This is a genomic window from Blautia sp. AF19-10LB, from assembly GCF_003461245.1.
GTDB lineage: Bacteria > Bacillota > Clostridia > Lachnospirales > Lachnospiraceae > Blautia_A > Blautia_A intestinihominis.
Genome location: NZ_QTWS01000106.1, coordinates 1 through 325 on the forward strand (window position 1 = coordinate 1; position 325 = coordinate 325).

The window sequence follows — 325 nt, forward strand, 5'->3', positions numbered from 1 at the left end:
AATATACCGGTCACATACATGCAGATGGGGATCCGGCATGAGAAAGGCTCAGACCAGCTGCGGCTGTCTCTGCCAAAGGATCTGAAAAGCTATATGGAAGAAACCTATGGGATCCATGAAAAATTTCTATATCTTGAAAATAAGATTTTCAGGAACATGGATCATATAAAACAGCTGCGGATCTATCCACCAAAAAACGAAAAATGCGACCTTATTGTCATTTATGAGATTGAAGAGCCGGAACGGCTTTCTCAGAATGGATATTATTTATCGATTGATCTGGGACTTCATAATCTGATGACCTGTTATGATTCTGGAAATGGCA

At 40.0% G+C, this 325-nt stretch carries 1 pseudogene; it reads left to right on the plus strand.

From position 1 onward, the window contains the following. A pseudogene (locus DWX28_RS20220) lies at nucleotides 1–325 on the plus strand (RNA-guided endonuclease InsQ/TnpB family protein); the annotation flags it as partial.